13 protein-coding genes, 2 pseudogenes and 1 riboswitch are annotated in these 15,086 nt (G+C 64.5%); of the genes and pseudogenes, 5 read left to right on the top strand and 10 right to left on the bottom strand.

The annotated features are described in order from the left end of the window. Positions 1-38: 38 nt before the first annotated feature. The 3 genes from ACOZK4_RS02225 to ACOZK4_RS02215 form a co-directional block, all read right to left on the bottom strand. On the bottom strand, positions 39-1,868 hold the full coding sequence (locus ACOZK4_RS02225) for an ABC-F family ATP-binding cassette domain-containing protein (protein ID WP_421590161.1): 1,830 nt from the start codon (positions 1,866-1,868) through the stop codon (positions 39-41). A gap of 3 nt (positions 1,869-1,871) precedes the next feature. Then, entirely contained in the window at positions 1,872-2,537 is a 666-nt protein-coding gene (locus tag ACOZK4_RS02220; RefSeq protein ID WP_421590160.1) for a thiamine diphosphokinase, read from the bottom strand. Between the two features lie 127 nt (positions 2,538-2,664). Next, entirely contained in the window at positions 2,665-2,841 is a 177-nt protein-coding gene (locus ACOZK4_RS02215) for a hypothetical protein (protein WP_421590158.1), read from the bottom strand. A 159-nt stretch (positions 2,842-3,000) separates the two neighbouring features. Beyond that, positions 3,001-3,107, top strand: a riboswitch (TPP riboswitch). 39 nt (positions 3,108-3,146) lie between these two features. On the opposite strand from ACOZK4_RS02215, the gene thiB reads away from it, so the two are divergent. The 4 genes from thiB (at position 3,147) to ACOZK4_RS02195 (ending at position 8,219) form a co-directional block, all read left to right on the top strand. Beyond that, positions 3,147-4,154, top strand: a complete 1,008-nt coding sequence (gene thiB / locus ACOZK4_RS02210) for a thiamine ABC transporter substrate binding subunit (protein ID WP_421590157.1) — start codon at positions 3,147-3,149, stop codon at positions 4,152-4,154. 13 nt (positions 4,155-4,167) lie between these two features. After that, entirely contained in the window at positions 4,168-5,787 is a 1,620-nt protein-coding gene (gene thiP, locus ACOZK4_RS02205; RefSeq protein WP_421590156.1) for a thiamine/thiamine pyrophosphate ABC transporter permease, read from the top strand. After that, positions 5,780-6,499, top strand: coding sequence for a thiamine ABC transporter ATP-binding protein (gene thiQ / locus ACOZK4_RS02200; RefSeq protein ID WP_421590155.1), 720 nt, complete (start codon positions 5,780-5,782; stop codon positions 6,497-6,499). The genes thiP and thiQ overlap by 8 nt, the downstream gene beginning before the upstream one ends. Positions 6,500-6,782: 283 nt before the next feature. Further along, a complete protein-coding gene (locus ACOZK4_RS02195; RefSeq protein ID WP_421590176.1) occupies positions 6,783-8,219 on the top strand; it encodes a M48 family metalloprotease in 1,437 nt (478 codons plus the stop codon). A gap of 79 nt (positions 8,220-8,298) precedes the next feature. Here ACOZK4_RS02195 and ACOZK4_RS02190 read toward each other — a convergent pair whose 3' ends face one another. From ACOZK4_RS02190 to ACOZK4_RS02165, 6 genes and pseudogenes are all read right to left on the bottom strand, one after another. Continuing rightward, positions 8,299-9,159 (bottom strand): RNA polymerase factor sigma-32, encoded by an 861-nt coding sequence (locus tag ACOZK4_RS02190; RefSeq protein ID WP_421590154.1) that lies wholly within the window; start codon positions 9,157-9,159, stop codon positions 8,299-8,301. A 253-nt stretch (positions 9,160-9,412) separates the two neighbouring features. Continuing rightward, positions 9,413-9,982 carry a CarD family transcriptional regulator gene (locus ACOZK4_RS02185; RefSeq protein ID WP_313532595.1) on the bottom strand — a complete coding sequence of 190 codons (570 nt, stop codon included), beginning with the start codon at positions 9,980-9,982 and terminating at the stop codon, positions 9,413-9,415. A 369-nt stretch (positions 9,983-10,351) separates the two neighbouring features. Further along, positions 10,352-10,690 carry a ferredoxin FdxA gene (gene fdxA, locus ACOZK4_RS02180; protein WP_313532594.1) on the bottom strand — a complete coding sequence of 113 codons (339 nt, stop codon included), beginning with the start codon at positions 10,688-10,690 and terminating at the stop codon, positions 10,352-10,354. Positions 10,691-10,861: 171 nt separating this feature from the next. Next, positions 10,862-11,275, bottom strand: a complete 414-nt coding sequence (locus ACOZK4_RS02175; RefSeq protein ID WP_421590153.1) for an RNA-binding S4 domain-containing protein — start codon at positions 11,273-11,275, stop codon at positions 10,862-10,864. A gap of 3 nt (positions 11,276-11,278) precedes the next feature. Next, positions 11,279-14,320 carry a helicase-related protein gene (locus tag ACOZK4_RS02170; RefSeq protein ID WP_421590152.1) on the bottom strand — a complete coding sequence of 1,014 codons (3,042 nt, stop codon included), beginning with the start codon at positions 14,318-14,320 and terminating at the stop codon, positions 11,279-11,281. A 141-nt stretch (positions 14,321-14,461) separates the two neighbouring features. Further along, positions 14,462-14,671: pseudogene (locus ACOZK4_RS02165) on the bottom strand (Rid family hydrolase); the annotation flags it as partial. A 10-nt stretch (positions 14,672-14,681) separates the two neighbouring features. On the opposite strand from ACOZK4_RS02165, the pseudogene ACOZK4_RS02160 reads away from it, so the two are divergent. After that, positions 14,682-14,825: pseudogene (locus ACOZK4_RS02160) on the top strand (TetR/AcrR family transcriptional regulator); the annotation flags it as partial. A 6-nt stretch (positions 14,826-14,831) separates the two neighbouring features. Here the strand turns inward: ACOZK4_RS02160 and ACOZK4_RS02155 are convergent. Further along, a partial coding sequence (locus tag ACOZK4_RS02155) for a 2'-5' RNA ligase family protein (RefSeq protein ID WP_421590150.1) occupies positions 14,832-15,086 on the bottom strand: 255 nt, incomplete at its 5' end.

Here is a 15,086-nt window from a genome sequence, read left to right as displayed (position 1 = left end):
ACGAGGGGGGGTGGCGGCGACATGCGTCCGGAAAGGGCTCAGCCCTCCAGTTCCTCCCGCAGCATTTCCAGCTCCAGCCATTCCTCTTCCATCTTCGTCAGCGAGGCGCGCAGCTTTTCCATCTCGGCGGCGAGCTTGTTGAAGGTGGCGGGGTCCTTGGTGAAGAGGTTGGGATCGGCCATCTTCGCCTCGCGGGCGGCGATCTCCTTTTCCGCCTTCTCCATCTCCTTCGGCAGGTTTTCTAGCGCGAATTTCTGCTTGTAGGAGAGCTTGCCCTTGGCCTTGCTGTCGGAGGAGGCTGCGGCGGGTGCTGCTTCCGCCGCCTTCGCCTTCTCGGCCTTTTCCGCCTTGCGCTTCTCTTCGATCGCACCGCGGCGCTGCGCCATCATGTCGGTATAGCCGCCGGCATATTCGATCCAGCGACCATCAGGGTTTTCCGGATCGGCGGGGGCGATGGTCGAGGTGACGGTGCGGTCGAGGAAGTCGCGGTCGTGGCTGACGAGCAGGACCGTGCCGGCAAAGCCGGCGACGATCTCCTGCAACAGGTCCAGCGTCTCGATGTCGAGGTCGTTGGTCGGTTCGTCGAGGATCAAAAGGTTGGTCGGGCGCGACAGGATGCGCGCCAGCATCAACCGAGCGCGCTCGCCGCCCGAGAGGTTGCGGATCGGCGTGCGGGCCTGTTCCGGCTGGAAGAGGAATTCCTTCATATAGCCGGTGACGTGGCGCTGCTCGCCATTGACCAGCAGGTTTTCGCCGCGCCCATCGGTGAGGTAATGGGCGAGCGTATCATCGAGATTCAGGTCCTCGCGGCGCTGGTCGAGCGTGGCGATCTCCAGATTGGTGCCGAGCTTCACCGTACCGCTGTCGGGTTCCAGCTGGCCGGTCAGCATTTTCAGCAGCGTCGTCTTGCCGGCACCGTTCGGGCCGACGAGGCCGATGCAATCGCCCCGGTGCACGCGGATCGAGAAGGGCGCGACGATGGTGCGCTCGCCGTAGGCCTTGGTGATCTTTTCCGCCTCGATGACAAGCTTGCCGGATTCCTGCGCATCGGAGGCGCTGGCCTGCACACTGCCCTGCGGGCCCTTGTGGCCGCGATAACGCGAGCGCAGATCGTGCAGCGCGCCGAGACGGCGCATGTTACGCTTGCGGCGTGCCGTCACGCCGTAGCGCAGCCAGTGCTCCTCGCGCTCGATCGCTTTGCCGAGCTTGTGCTGCTCCAGCTCCTCGGCTTCCAGCACCTCATCGCGCCAGGCTTCGAAATGGCCGAAACCGCGGTTGAGCCGGCGCGACTGGCCGCGATCGAGCCAGACGGTGGCGTTCGAGACCTTTTCGAGGAAACGACGGTCGTGCGAGATGACGACGAGCGCCGAGCGGGTCGATTGCAGCTCGCCTTCCAGCCATTCGATGGTCGGAAGATCGAGATGGTTGGTCGGCTCGTCGAGCAGAAGAATGTCCGGCTCCGGCGCCATGACGCGGGCAAGTGCGGCGCGGCGCGCCTCGCCGCCCGACAGCGACTTCGGGTCTTCCGTGCCGTCGAGGCCGAGATGTTCGAGCAGATAGGTGACGCGGTACGGATCGTCGCTCGGGCCAAGCCCGGCTTCGGCATAGGCCGCGACCGTGTCGTAACCATCGAAATCCGGTGCCTGGTGCAGGTAGCGGATAGTCGCGGAGGGGTGGCGGAACACTTCGCCCGACTGCGCCTCGGCAAGGCCGGCGGCGATCTTCATCAGCGTCGACTTGCCCGAGCCGTTGCGGCCGACAAGCGAGATTCGGTCGCCGGGCTCCACTTGCAGGCTCGCGCCGGCAAGCAGCGGCGTGCCGCCGAAACTCAGGAAGATATCGTCGAGTTTGAGGATGGGCGGTGCCAAGGGTCAGGCTCCTGAAAGGTCATAGGGCCGGGCGATGAGGATCGCGCGGCCGGAGGCAAGCGAAAGGCGGATCGGGCCTTCGGCGACATTGGAAATGGTGCGCGAGGAGCCGAAGGGCAACGAAAAATCATTGAGCGGATAGCGCACATTGCCGATGAAGAGGCCCGACAGCGGCGAAAGGCCGAGGATCGAAAACAGGCAACCCTTGGGCAGGTTGATGTCGAGGCTGCCCGGCAACAGTGGCCACGCCTCCTCCTCGCCGGAGGTGAGCTTGATCGCATAGCCGTCTTCGGCCAGCGACACCGCATGAAGCAGGTGCATCAGCGCATGGTCGCTGCGCTCGCCACCAAGCGCGCCGACCAGCACGATATCCTTCGCGCCGCGTTCGGTCGCGACGGACACGGCGATCGCCCCGTCGGTCTCGTTCTTGGCGACGGGATAGGGCTGGCGGTCGACACCGGGCCAGGCGGCGATGAGATCGTCCGGCGTCGAATCGAAATCGCCGACCCAGATTTCCGGCGTCACACCGAGCGCTGCGGCATGCCGCATGCCACCATCGGCCGCCACGAAGCGCGCACCGACAATATCGGCCCGCACCCGCGGCGTCACCGCAAGCGCGCCGCCGAGAAGGACGACGAAGGTCTGGTCTATCGGGGCCGGTATGGTCATGGCTGATGCCCTTAGCGCATGTTCCGGCGAAAGGGAAAGAGTTTGGCGCCGCCGCATAGGCCCGAACGGCAAAAGACCCGGATGCAGGGGAACATCCGGGTCTCGGGGAGGTCAGGGACGGGTTCGCTTAGCGGCAGACCTTGATGCGCTTGATGATCACATTGCCGTAGTAGTCGTAGGACTTGATCTTCTTGATGAAGCAGTACGGCTGATAATCGTAGCTGTAGTAGCCGGCCTGAGAAGGCGCTGCGAAGGAGACGGCAGCGATAAGGGCAACGGTGGCGGAAACGATGATCTTGCGCATGGGGTCTCTCCTGATCGGTTAACGATGAGCCTCTCTCATCCGGTGATCTGAAGGTCTCATATCCCTACCCATGCCGCTGTTCCGGATGGAACAGGGCCGGCCGCCCCGCTTGCGCGCATCCACCCCTTGCGCCGCGGCGTTTCCGGGATTATGCCTTTTTCCGCTCTAACGGGGTGCCTGCAGGTTTGCGGGCTGAGAGGCCTCACCGCCAACCCGAAGAACCTGATCCGGTTTGTACCGGCGGAGGGATTAGACGGCACAATCCAGCGCCCTATTCCCGTTTTTGACGAAACAAGGAGGCGCTGATGCGCAAGACAGTTTTTTCCTCCATCGCGGCGTTCGCCGTTTCCCTCGCCCTGCCCGCCTTCGCACAGGAAAAGACGCTCACCGTCTATACCTATGAGAGCTTCGTTTCCGACTGGGGCCCCGGCCCGAAGGTCAAGGAAGCGTTCGAAAAGACCTGCGGCTGCACGGTCGAATGGGTCGGTGTCGCCGACGGCGTGGAGCTCCTGACCCGACTGAAGCTCGAAGGCGAGGGCACCAAGGCCGATGTCGTGCTCGGGCTCGACACCAGCCTCATCACCGAGGCGAAGGCGACCGGTCTTTTCGAGGCGCACGGCCTTTCGCCTGATAACCTGACGGTGCCCGGCGGTTTTTCCGACGACACCTTCCTGCCCTATGACTACGGCCACTTCGCCGTCGTCTATGACAGCGAGACGGTGAAAAACCCGCCGACGAGCCTGAAGGAACTGGTCGAGGGCGATCCGTCGCAAAAGATCGTCATCGAGGATCCACGCACTTCGACGCCGGGCCTCGGCCTGCTGCTCTGGGTGAAATCCGTCTATGGCGACAAGGCGGGCGAGGCCTGGGGCAAGCTGAAGGACCGCGTGCTGACCGTCACGCCCGGCTGGTCGGAAGCCTATGGCCTGTTCACCAAGGGCGAGGCGCCGATGGTGCTCTCCTACACGACCTCGCCGGCCTATCACGTGATCGCGGAAAAGACCGAGCGCTATAAGGCAGCCGCCTTCTCCGAGGGCCACTATGTGCAGATCGAGGTTGCCGGCCTGACGCGCACCTCGCACGACAAGGACCTTGCCCACCAGTTCCTGACCTTCATGACCAGCCCGGATTTCCAGTCGATCATTCCGGAAACCAACTGGATGATGCCGGCCGCCAAGACGAAGGATCCGCTGCCCGCCGCCTTCGACGCACTGGTCAAGCCGGAAAAGACCTTCCTGATGTCGTCGGACGAAGTCGCCGCCAATCGCAAGGCCTGGATCGACGAATGGCTGGCCGTAATGAGCGCCAAGTAAGGAGCGGCTGAACATGTTCGCCCGCGCGGAACGACGCACACTGCGTGTCGCCGGGGGCCTTGCCCTCGGCTTCGTGCTCGTCTTCGCGGGCGCGGCAACGGCGGTGCTGCTCGCCCATGCGGGCGGCAGCGGCGCCCCGCTCTTCGATGCCTATACCTGGCGGGTGGCGCAGTTCACGCTGATGCAGGCGACGCTCTCGACGCTCCTGTCGGTGGTGCTCGCCATTCCCGTTGCCCGGGCACTTGCCCGCCAGCGGACCTTTCCCGGTCGCGTCTGGATCCTCAGGCTCTCCGTCGTGCCGCTCGGCCTGCCGTCGCTGGTGGCGGCCCTCGGCATCATCGAAATCTGGGGGCGGCAGGGCGTCGTCAACGACCTGCTGCGGCTTGGTGGGCTGGAAAGCCCCGTCAGCGTCTATGGCCTTGCCGGCATCCTGATCGCCCATGTCTTCTTCAACCTGCCGCTCGCCGCGCGGTTCCTGCTGGCGGCACTCGACCGCATCCCGCCGGAATACTGGCTGACCTCGGCCAATCTCGGCATGGGCAGCGGCGCGACCTTCCGGCTCATCGAGTGGCCGGTCATAAGGCGCGTCCTGCCGGGCATTGCCGGCCTGATCTTCATGCTCTGCGCGGCAAGCTTCACCGTGGTGCTGACGCTCGGCGGCGGGCCGGCGGCAACCACCATAGAGGTGGCGATCTATCAGGCGCTGCGCTTCGATTTCGATCCGCAGCGCGCCGTGCTGCTATCCGGCTTGCAGATCGCCGTCACGGCGGCGCTGATCTGGCTGCTCTCGCTGTTCGGCCGCCCGCCGGAAGAGGGCATGACGGCGGGGCGCGATATCAGGCGCTTCGACGGCCGGCGCCGCCGCCTGTCCGATGGCCTCATCCTGCTCGCCTTCTCGCTTTTCACCGCAGCACCGCTTGCCGCGACGCTCGTCTCTGGCCTTGCGGCCGATTTCGGCCGGCTGGCGCTCGATCCTTTGCTGCACCGGGCGCTCGCCACCAGCCTTGCCATATCCTTCGCCTCCGGCTGCCTCAGCCTCGCCATCGCGCTGCCCATCGTGCTGGTGCCGCGCCTGGCCGAGACGAGCGGCGCGGGACTTGCAACGCGACTGATGGCACGGGCGCTGCCTGCGACGGGATCGCTGATCCTGCTGGTGCCGCCGGTCGTGGTGGCGACCGGCTGGTTCCTGATGCTGCGCACCTTCGGCGAGACCGGGCGTTTCGCGCCCGTCATCATCACCGTCATCAATGCGTTGATGGCGCTGCCCTTCGTCGTGCGCGTGCTGGAGCCGGCCTACAGTACGCACCTCACGCGCACCGCCCGACTTGCGCTCAGCCTTGGCGTCACCGGGATGCATCGCCTGCGATGGATCGACTGGCCGGCACTGAAAAAACCGTTCCTCACCGCCTTCGCCTTCGCCATGGCGCTGTCGCTGGGCGACTTGAGCGCCGTCGCGATTTTCGGTGCGGAAGGTTTTGCGACACTGCCCTGGCTGCTGTTCTCGCGCATGGCGAGCTACCGCACCGCGGATGCAGCAGGCATCGCCCTCATTCTCGGCGTGATATGTCTGCTGCTGACGCTGCCCTCCACAGCCGCCGAGCGCCCAACCGAAAGCCCGTCCGCCGATGCCTGATACCGCCATTCGCCTGACTGACGTCACCGTGCGTTTCGAGGAGAAGCGGCTCGCCTTCGACTGCGCCATTCCATCCGGTGCGGCCGTCGCAGTCGCGGGTCCCTCGGGTGCCGGCAAATCGACGCTGTTCAACGTCATCGCCGGTTTCCAGAAACCGGCCTCCGGCAGCGTCACGCTGCTCGGCGAGGATATGGCCGGGCGCGACCCGGCCGAGCGGCCGGTCTCCATCATCTTCCAGGACAACAATCTCTTCGCCCATCTCACCATCGCCGACAATGTGGCGCTCGGCATCCATCCGGGCCTCAAGCTCGATGTTGCCCAGCGCCAGAGCGTGTTTGCAGCCCTTTCGCGCGTCGGGCTCGGCGGCTATGAGCGACGGCTGCCCGGCTCGCTCTCCGGCGGCGAGCGGCAGCGCGTAGCACTTGCCCGCGCGCTGGTGCGCCGCCGGCCGATCCTGCTGCTCGACGAACCCTTCGCAGCGCTCGATCCCGCCATGCGCGCGGATATGGCGCGGCTGCTTTCGGAACTGCACGCCGAGACGAAAAGCACCATGCTGTTCATCACCCACCAGCCCGACGATATCCGCCGGCTTGCCGGAGAGGTGATGTTCCTGGAGGCGGGCGTCATCCTGCTGGACGAGCCGGCGCGCGACTTCCTGTCCCGCCGCGAGCCGCCGGCAGTTGCAAAATTCCTCGGCCACACCACCATTTAGCCGGAGGAGTTGTCTTTTGACGGGATGTCGCGCCACAATTTGGACGCCCACCTGTGTCACCGGAGCCACAAGGGAACCGTTTGTCGACCAGGGAGTTGCCGGCCGGGTGTGGTGCGTCTATCTCATCCCTATGAGGACGCGAATTTTTGCACCTGCGCTGCACCTTAGGGCTGCAAGGCGGGCGTGAACCCATCAGGGGACGTGGGCAAAAGAGATGGCGAAGGTAACGCAGGAAGCTGCAACGGTATCCGGGCGCGGGGTTTTGAGACCCATCGCGGCGCTGATGCTCGCCGGCACGCTGCTGGCCGGCTGCCAGTCGATCATCGAGCAGACCTACGAGCCGACGATCTCACCTTCCTCCAATCCGCAGATCGTCGACGAGGTGCAGAAGAACGATCCGCGCGCCCAGATGGGGGCGCGTGAGCATCCCCGCATCGTCGCGAGCTATGGCGGCGAATACAAGGATGCCAAGACGGAGAAACTCGTCGCGCGCATCACCGGCGCGCTGACGATCGTTTCGGAAAATCCCAACCAGTCCTATCGAATCACCATCCTGAATTCGCCCGCCATCAACGCCTTCGCGCTGCCGGGCGGCTATCTCTATGTGACGCGCGGCCTGCTGGCGCTTGCCAACGACGCCTCGGAAGTCGCCGCCGTGCTGTCGCACGAAATGGCGCACGTGACGGCCAATCACGGCATCGAGCGGCAGAAGAAGGAAGAGGCCGAAGTCATCGCCAGCCGCGTGGTGGCAGAAGTGCTCTCCAGCAACATTGCAGGCAAGCAGGCGCTGGCGCGCGGCAAGCTCAGGCTCGCGGCCTTCTCGCGCAACCAGGAACTCCAGGCCGACGTGATCGGCGTGCGCATGCTGGGCGAAGCGGGGTACGACCCCTATGCCGCCGCGCGCTTCCTCGATTCCATGGCGGCCTATGCCCGCTTCACGGCGGTCGATCCCGACAACGACCAGAGCCTCGACTTCCTGTCGAGCCACCCCAACGCGCCGCAGCGCGTGGAGCTGGCGCGCCTGCATGCCCGCGCCTTCGGGGCGGAAGGCACGATCGGCGATCGCGGCCGCGACTATTATCTCGCCGGCATCGACGGCCTGCTCTACGGCGATGCGCCGGAGGAAGGCTATGTGCGCGGTCAGACCTTCATGCATGGCAAGCTCGGCATCCGCTTCGACGTGCCCAACGGCTTCCAGATCGACAACAAGGCCGACGCGGTTCTGGCGACCGGCCCGGGCGATGTCGCCATCCGCTTCGACGGCGTAGCCGACAGCCGTGGACAGGACCTCGTCAACTACATTTCGAGCGGCTGGGTAACCGGCCTGAAGCCGGAGACGATCCGTCCTATTTCGCTGAACGGTCTTGAGGCCGCGACCGCCAAGGCGGCCGCCGACCGCTGGGAATTCGACGTCACGGTCGTGCGCATCGACAAGCAGATCTACCGCTTCCTGACGGCCGTGCCGGCGGGTTCGAAGGCGCTGGAGCCGACGGCGGCAATTCTCAAGAGCTCGTTCCGCAAGTTGACACCGGCCGAGGTCGCCTCGCTGAAGCCGTTGCGCGTCCGCGTCGTGACGGCACGCCCCGGCGATACGGTCGCCACGCTCGCCGGCCGCATGATGGGCACCACGCGCAAGCTCGATCTCTTCCGCCTCATCAACGCGATGACGGCGACGAGCACGGTGCGGCCGGGCGAAAAATTCAAGATCATCAGCGAGTGAAGGGAATGCCCTTCGGGGCGTTCCGCGCCGCGCGAATCCTCGGGTCAAGCCCGAGGATTCTTTCCACCGGCAAAACGCCTCAGGCGTAGGCGAAATCCGTCGTCTTGCTGACAAGCACGGCCTTCAGCTTTTCCAGCGCCCGGTTCTCGATCTGGCGCACGCGCTCCTTGGAAATTCCAAGCACCGTTCCCAGCTCCTCCAGCGTAGCCCCATTTTCAGCGAGCCGACGGGCGCGAATAATCTTCATTTCGCGCTCATTGAGCTGGCCAAGGGCTGCATGTAGCCAATGATGGCGGCGTTCGCCGTCGATGCTGTCCTGCGCCTGCTCGTCGGGAAGCGGGGCGTCGCTGGTCAGGAAGTCTATCCGGCTCGACCCCTCACCTTCGCCAGTGGAGATCGGGGCCTGGAGGGAAATGTCGGAGGATGAGAGACGGGCATCCATAGTGCGCACGTCGGCGGTGCTGACGCCGATCGCCGCGGCGATCTCCTGGTGCATCGCCTCGCTGGTAAGGTAGCTGTCGCCGCGAGCAAGGCGGGCACGCAGACGTCTCAAATTGAAGAAGAGGGCCTTTTGCGCCGAGCTGGTGCCACCGCGAACGATCGACCAGTTGCGCAGCACGTAATCCTGAATGGAGGCGCGGATCCACCAGCTGGCATAGGTGGAGAAGCGCACCTGCCGCTCCGGCTCGAAGCGGGCGGCAGCTTCCAAGAGGCCGATATAGCCTTCCTGCACGAGATCGCCGATGGGAAGGCCGAAGTTGCGGAACTTGCCGGCCATCGAAACGACAAGGCGCATATGGGCCATGGCGATGCGGTTGCGGGCTTCCTGGTCCTTGTTGTCTTTCCAGGCTTGGGCCAGGGCCTGCTCCTCGTCGCGCTCCAGATAGGGAGCGGACATGGCAAGCTTGATCATGCGGCGGTCTGCGGTCGTCGTAGCCATGGCATCTCTCCACGTAAGCCGAACCGGCTCAGGGAGGCGCGCGCCCGCCCTGTCGCCCTTGAGAGAAGACGTTTCAGCAAAGGCGGCGAATGGCCGAAAGCGGTTTTCGGACAAAATTCGTGGTGACGCCACGGCGCCGGCCCCTTTTGCAAGCGGTCGTTCTCGGCACCAGAACGGCGAAGACGCAAAAAAGTTCCAATAAAAAACCCGGCTGTCGCCAGCCGGGCTTTAAAAGTTCAGACAGTGCCCTAAATCAGGCCGCTTCGTCCTGGCTATCGTCTTCTTCGATGGCCTTGCCGCGCTTCGGACCCTTTGCAAGGTTCGTCTCGACGAGGCGGACAGCTTCGGTCTCCGACATCTTGTTCACGGCGGCGATTTCACGGGCCATGCGGTCGAGGGCGGCTTCATAAAGCTGACGCTCGGAATAGGACTGTTCCGGCTGGTTTTCGGCGCGGTAAAGGTCGCGGACCACTTCGGCGATCGAGATCAGGTCGCCGGAATTGATCTTGGCATCATATTCCTGCGCGCGGCGCGACCACATGGTGCGCTTCACACGGGCCTTGCCCTGGACAACCTTCAGCGCACGCTCAACGAAATCGGTCTCCGACAGTTTGCGCATGCCGATGGAAACGGCCTTGGCAACCGGCACCTTGAGGCGCATCTTGTCCTTTTCGAAATCGATGACAAAAAGCTCGAGCTTCATGCCGGCGACTTCCTGCTCTTCGATGGCGATGATCTGGCCAACGCCGTGAGCGGGATAGACGATCGACTCGCCGGTCTTGAAGCCATGGCGCGTGGAGGATTTCTTCTGCTGGGTCGTCATTCTGTTCAAATACTCCCTGTTACGCTCCCGGCGGAGGCCGGGTGGGTCTGGGGACCCGGGAAAAACGGGGGGCACCGTTGCGGTGTCACCACTCTGGTCCACCCTCCATGCGCAAAAAAGTCCCCGGCGACGCGTTCACATTTGAGCAACCGGAGTTGCCTATGGGAGGTGAGCGTCGTTGAGGGATCGTTTGCTTTCGTGGTGGTGTTCGGGCACGCGAAATGCCGCGAATTGGATCAGTATCAGGACCCTACCACAAAAAAGTGCCGAAATCAATAATTTGCTTCGCATGGGTCATCAAGCCTGTCCCATCGCCTTTTGGCGCGGGCAGGCTTTTTTCCCCAGATCGCTTGTCGCCGGTGGCGACGCTCAGTCGCCCTGGCCCGGATTCGGCGAGAAGAACTGCTCGTACTTGTTCTCGACGCCGTCCATTTCCTTGGCCTCGGGCATGGCATCCCGCTTGACGGTGATATTGGGCCAGATCGCGGCGAATTCCGTGTTCACCTTCAGCCACTTGTCGAGGCCCGGCTCGGTATCCGGCTTGATCGCCTCGGCGGGACATTCCGGCTCGCAGACGCCGCAATCGATGCATTCGTCGGGATGGATCACGAGGAAGTTCTCACCCTCGTAGAAACAGTCGACGGGGCACACTTCCACGCAGTCCATGTACTTGCAGCGGATGCAGTTGTCGGTCACGACATACGTCATGAGGAACTCCAGAAACGTCACGAAGCGGGCGGTGGCTCACCGGTGAAAAGGCCGGCTGGCCGGGGCGAAACGCCTCACCCGCGCAAGGCTGTCGATGGTGGAGGTAAAGGCTTTGCCGACGCTTTGCAAGCGCAATACATGCGCCTTTATGCCCCCGGGAGGTATAGAATTCTAATCCTCGTCGTTGCCGGGGCCGCCATGCAGCCGGTCGGTCTCGCGGCGCTCGCGTTTCGTCGGTCGACCGCTGCCGCGCTCGCGCGTCGCCTGCGCAAAAAGAGTGCGTTCCTCGCGCGGCGGCCGGGGTGGCGTTATGTCGTGATAGAGCAGGCGGGCTTCCTCGTAGGGACCGCGGCGCTCGCCCGGCAACAGCACCTTCACCACCATGTCGTGGCGGTCGAGCGAGAGCACGATCACGTCGCCCGGCCGCACCATATGCGAGGGCTGGCGGATGGCGAGATCGTTGACCCTGATATCGCCCGCTTCGACGGATTTCGCGGCAAGCGAACGGGATTTGCGCAGGCGCGCGAAGAACAGCCACTTGTCGATGCGCTGGCGCGCGGCGGGCTGTTCTTCGTGTCGCGTCATGCCTTACTTCTTCAGCTGCTCCTTGAGCGCTGCGAGCTTTGCGAAGGGCGAATCCGGATCGATCGGCTTCTCCTTGCGGGGTGGCCGGGCCTCGAATTTCGCTTGCTGGGGCTTTGCCGAACGCTCGTTGCGATCGCCGCGGTCCGGGCGGTTGCCGCCCTGCGGCTTTCCGTCGCGGCCACCCTTGCCCTGATCCGGACGGCCACCACGGCCGCCGTCACGGCGTTCGCCGCGCTCGCCCCGTTCACCGGCCTGCTGGCCACGGTTGCGGTCGCCGCCGCGGCGGTCGCCCCGGTCCAGACGGTCGCCCTGGCGTTCGCCGTTGCGATCACCCTGACGCTCGCCGCCATGGCGATGGCCGCCCTGGCGCTGGTTGTCGTGGCGCGAGCCGGGACGCCAGAGCAGGACGGGCTTGGCTTCGACCGCTTCGCCTTCGGCGGCGGCTTCCACCGCTGCCGGAGCTTCAGCAGCGAGTGCTTCAACAGCTGTCGCCGGGGCTTCGCTGTCGTCCGACGCATCGGAATCGTGCTCGTCGGAGGTTTCCGTTGCCGCTTCCGCCGGGGTTTCGGCTGCTGCTGCGGCCGGAGCCTGCGCGGCGAGGAAGGCGGCGGCTTCTTCCGGCTTCACGCTATCGGCGCGGTAGCCGAGACCCTTGAGGATCTCTTCCATGTCGTCGGGCGTGGCGCCGAGGATGGAGAGCATGGCGGTCGTCGCGGTGAAGCGGCGGCCGTCATAGGCGCCGTCCGGACGCGGTGTGCCGGGCTTCCACTGGAGAAGCGGACGAATGAGGTCTGCGAGGCGCTCGAGGATATCGATGCGCACGGCGCGCTTGCCGAGGAACCGGAAGCCGGCGAGCTTGTAGAAGGCGCGCTCGAAGCTCGGATCCGTGACGACGGAGGTGCGGCCGGCGGCGAGCACCGGGATCAGGTCGCCATAACCCGGCTTGTCGAGGCCGTCATTCTTCAGCGCCCAGAGAAGCGTGATGAGTTCGGCCGGGGCGGGCTTCAAAAGCGCCGGCATGAAGATGTGGTAGGCACCGAAGCGGATGCCGTGCTTGCGCATGGAGGCACGGGCATCTTGGTCGAGTGTCTTGACGTCATCGGCGACATCGCGGCGGAACAATACGCCGAGATTTTCGACGAGCTGGAAAGCGAGGCCCTTGGCGAGCCCCTGCAGGTCTTCCGCGCGCGAGAGATCGTCGAGCGGCTTCAGCACGGTCGCGATGTGATGGTTTACGAAACGCTCGATGCGGGCAGCGACGTGGTCGCGCGCATTGCCCGTCAGCTGCTCGTCGGAGAGCAGGATGACGCGCGGGCGCATGATGTGATCGGAAGCGGCGAGGCGGGCGACGGGATCGCCGAGCCAGCGCACCGTGCCATCGGAACCGAGCGCGAGGTCGGAATTGCCGGCGGCATGCAGGCGCGCAGCCCGGGCTTCGAACTCCAGCGCGAGCGCCTTCTGCGCGGCAGCCTGCACGGCCTTCGCGTCGGGACCTTCCGTTCCGGAGACGAGCGTGAACCGGAAACCGGCCAACTGCCCGACATGATGTCCTTCCACGAAGACATCGCCATTCACACTGATTTCAGCTTCCAACATTGCATTCTCTCTCAGGCGCTTCATGAGCACAGATGTCCTGCGATCAACAAAGCGTTTCGTCAACCGTTCATGTAACGCATCGGACAATCGGTCTTCGATTTCCCGCGTCTTTTCCTGCCAGTGTGTCGGATCGGCAAGCCAACCGGGCCGATTCGACACATAGGTCCAGGTCCTTATCTGCGCGATTCGCGCCGAAAGCGTGTCGATTTCGCCATCGGTGCGATCCGCGCGGCGGACCTGATCTCCCATAAAATCCTCGTTAACCGTGCCACGCTTTACGAGATCCGCATAGAGCGTCGAGATGAGATCGGCGTGCTGGGCGGGCGTGATGCGGCGGTAATCGGGAAGCGCGCAGGCCTCCCAGAGTTTTTGCACGCGTTCCGGCGTCGTCGCAAGATCACGAACGTCGGGATAACGCGAAAGGTGCTCGAGCGCCTGCTGGTCCACGGCCGGCAGAGCCCGCGTCAGTCCGGCGATCGGCGGGGCGGCCTCAAGCGACAGACGCAGCGATTGCAGCGAGGAATAGTCGAAGCGCGTCGTGCGCCATTGCAGCACCTTTACCGGATCGAACTGGTGGGTCTCGATGCGCTTGACCAGCTCGTCGTCGAAGGGATCGACGCGGCCCGTCACGCCGAAGGTGCCATCGCGCAGGTGCCGGCCGGCACGGCCGGCGATCTGGGCAAGCTCGGCAGGGTTCAGGTTGCGGAACTGGTAGCCGTCGAATTTTCTGTCCTGCGCGAAGGCGACATGGTCGACGTCGAGATTGAGGCCCATGCCGATCGCGTCGGTGGCAACGAGATATTCAACATCGCCTTCCTGATAGAGCGCGACCTGTGCGTTGCGGGTGCGTGGACTGAGTGCACCCAGCACCACCGCGGCTCCGCCGCGCTGGCGGCGGATAAGTTCGGCGATCGCATAGACCTCGTCGGCGGAAAACGCGACGATGGCGGTGCGCTGCGGCAGGCGGGTGATCTTCTTCGAGCCGGCATAGAACAGCTGGGAGAGGCGCGGGCGCTCGATGACATGGATGCCGGGCAGCATCTGCTCGAGGATCGGCTTCATGGTGCCGGCACCGAGCAGCAGCGTCTCGTCGCGGCCTCTCAGATGCAGCACCCGGTCGGTGAAGATGTGGCCGCGTTCGAGATCGCCGGCGAGCTGCACCTCGTCGATGGCGACGAAGGAGGCGCGCGTCTCGCGCGGCATCGCCTCCACCGTGCAAACCGAGAAGCGCGCCATATGCGGCGTGATCTTCTCCTCACCGGTGATGAGCGCCACATTGTGCTGCCCGACCTTGTCGACAAGCCGCGTATAGACCTCGCGCGCGAGGAGGCGCAGAGGCAGGCCGATAATGCCCGTCTCATGTGCCACCATGCGCTCGATTGCGTAGTGGGTCTTGCCCGTATTGGTCGGGCCGAGCACCGCGGTGACCCCGCGGCCGCTCAAGATCATGGGTGCTTGCGACAAGTCACGCCCCGGCTGTTTCAACGCTTACCGAACACGTCCGGCAGGCAACAGATGCCCATCGAGGCGGGGAATGGCAAGGGGGGAGGTGAAAGTCGATGCTTTTCCCGGCCCCTTACCGATGACGCCTTATTGCAGAACCACGACGACCTCAACCTCGAAAAGCATGGGGTCGATGGCCAATTTAGGCACGGGAACGAGCGTTTGCGCGGGCAGTCTATCGCCGAACATCTGCTTGACGTTGCGGGTCAGCACATCGAGCTTGGACATGTCGTGATCGACCACGAAGACCGTGAGTTTCGAGACCTGATCGGGCCTTGCGCCGAGGGCGCCGAGCGCCGCCCCCACTGCGGCGCAGCAGCGCCTGGCTGATCCCGGCGAGCGTCGCTATCCGACGATCGAAGGTTCCCGTCTGCTCTTGGACGACGATTGGGACAGCACGTTCCGGAAAGGCCTCAATTTCCTGCTCGACGGCCTCATGCCGAAGCCATGAACCCCGTCAAACCGGATGATCGTGCAGATCCGCACCATCCCAGCTACCGCCAGTCTCGTACAGCGGAAACACCTCTTCCGTCAGATAAGGCCCGCCGCCGACCGATTCCTTCGAGGACATCAGCACGAAGCGGTTCACCGTAAAGGGACTGGTGTAGAAATTGCCGCGGCCGGTGAGGTAGTGCGCAACGTCCTCGGGGCGGACGTTGCGCAGGCGCGCCAGCGTCACGTGGGGGGTGAATTTTCGCGGATCGGCCGGCAG

It is taken from the genome of Shinella sp. M27, from assembly GCF_049199905.1.
Lineage (GTDB): Bacteria > Pseudomonadota > Alphaproteobacteria > Rhizobiales > Rhizobiaceae > Shinella.
Note: the sequence above shows the minus strand (reverse complement) of the source record. Positions and strands in the feature narration are given on the sequence as shown.